The following is a 1977-nucleotide window of genomic DNA, read 5'->3' as shown; positions in this document are numbered from 1 at the left end:
ACTGGTATATATTATAGAATCATTCAAAACTGATTTGAGCTCATTTATCTCCAAAATCACCTCATTATCAATACTTTGCAGTTCAGGGATCCAATATTTTATAAATTCAGCATTGGGATCATACTTTTTTGCTTGGCTTACAGGGCTAAAATACCTATCTTCTCTTGGGTCTGTTCCTATCCCAGCCAAATAATTCCAATTCCCCCAATTACTACAAACCTCATAATCAACTAATTGACTCTCAAAATACATGGCTCCCCACCACCATTCTAAGCCAAGGTCTTTTGTAAAAAAGCTGGCCACATTTTGTCTTCCCCGGTTGGACAAATAACCTGTGAGTTTTAGCTCTCTCATGTTGGCATCAATAAATGGCACGCCTGTTTCTCCATCCATCCACTTTTTAAAATGCTCACGGTTTCGCTTCCATCTTTTAGTAAAATCATGTTTGATACCTGCTCTTTTGAAAAGCCTAATACCGAATTTGAGGGCAATAAAATAATAGTAATCTCTCCAAAGTAGTTCGAAAATCAACCAATAAGTAGATTCATTGGCTCCTCTGATGGCTTCAGCTTTTTTTATTTCCTCATAAATCATTCGTGGAGAAAGACAGCCTAAGCTTAAATAAACTGAAAACTTGGAGGAATAATCCTTGCCTAAAAGACCGTTTCTTGTTTGTTTGTAAGTATGTATGAGTTCCTTATCCCAAATATATTCTTGAAGACGCTTTAAAGCTGCAGTTTCGCCGCCATCTAAACCCATAATATCTTTGGGATGTTTTTCAAAATGCTCATATCCCAAATCCAAGAGTTTTGGAATCAAGCTTTCCTCCAAATCATCTGGAGAATCAAGTTTTGTTATGGTTTCAAATGTTCTTCTTACTTTCCAAAAGTTTTCTACCTTTTTCCTGAAATCGGTAAAAATATCCGGAACAAAATGTATCTGAAAAGGAAGATCTCTAACATGAATGAGTGTGTTGCCCCAATACATCTCAATATCAATGTTTTTTGTCTTGAGTTTTTGAGAAAATGCTGCTTCTACACTGGTTTCTTCTTGGGTAACCTCTTTGGATGTAACCACAAACTCCACATTATACTTAACAGCGATTTCAAAAAGTTCATTTTCGGGAATCCCTACCTTCACAATAAGATCTGAGCCCAAAGATTGTAGTTGGGTTTTTAAATCTGCTAGAGACTCCAGTAAGAATTTCAAACGAAACTTGCCCGTTCGCTTAAAACCTAAAAAAGTATTTTTAAGTAATCGCGTGTCGATAACATAGACAGGAACTACTGCACCCATTTGAGCAGCTTTACAAAAAGCCTCATTGTCGTGTAGCCTCAAATCATTTCTGAACCAAAAAAGAACATTACTCATCTATGTATTTAAAAAGAAGCAAATTTCTTCAATAGGTTTGGTAAAAGAAACAAAATAGAGATTTATTTAAAAAGAACCGTTAAGCGACCAATCATAAGTGGCGTAAGAAATCTTGGCTTTTGAATCCAGTTTCGTTTTTGAATATTTGTTTAGGATATCTATAATGGAGGTAGGTTTAAAATCCATGCCGTACCAATCAAATATTTTTGAAATGCTTGCACTTGATTTTGAGATTTTATTTTTAGATGTATCGTTTATGAATTTTTCAGCTTGATTGTTCAATTGCTCGTTTAACCTCTCAGCCGTAAAAGCCTCGTTTCTTAGTGGCGGACATGATTTAGCGGCACAAACTAAAGCGAAATGAATACGAGGCTCTTTAAACTGCTTTCTTATGATACCATGCTCTATATTATTCAAATCCATTTTTTTGCCACCAATGTTTATAAACTTTACATCCCAAGGCGTATTCACAAATGGTATTTTAATTTTGTCTCCAATATCTTTTATGCTTTTGAGGTCATTCTCTGAGTTGTCAAGAATCAATTGAATCGTAAAAGCATTGTAGGCATTTATCCAATAAGCCAGCTTGCAATCTCCATTCAAGCA

2 protein-coding genes are annotated in these 1977 nt (G+C 35.3%); both read right to left on the bottom strand.

The features are described from left to right. Positions 1-1371 (bottom strand): DASH family cryptochrome (locus EGI24_RS14295; RefSeq protein ID WP_255049138.1); only part of this gene is annotated, 1371 nt, incomplete at its 3' end. A 66-nt stretch (positions 1372-1437) separates the two neighbouring features. Beyond that, positions 1438-1977 (bottom strand): DUF547 domain-containing protein (locus tag EGI24_RS14290; protein WP_255049136.1); only part of this gene is annotated, 540 nt, incomplete at its 5' end.

The sequence above is a fragment of the Lacihabitans sp. CS3-21 genome (assembly GCF_024343675.1).
Taxonomy (GTDB): domain Bacteria; phylum Bacteroidota; class Bacteroidia; order Cytophagales; family Spirosomataceae; genus Leadbetterella.
Note: the sequence above shows the minus strand (reverse complement) of the source record. Positions and strands in the feature narration are given on the sequence as shown.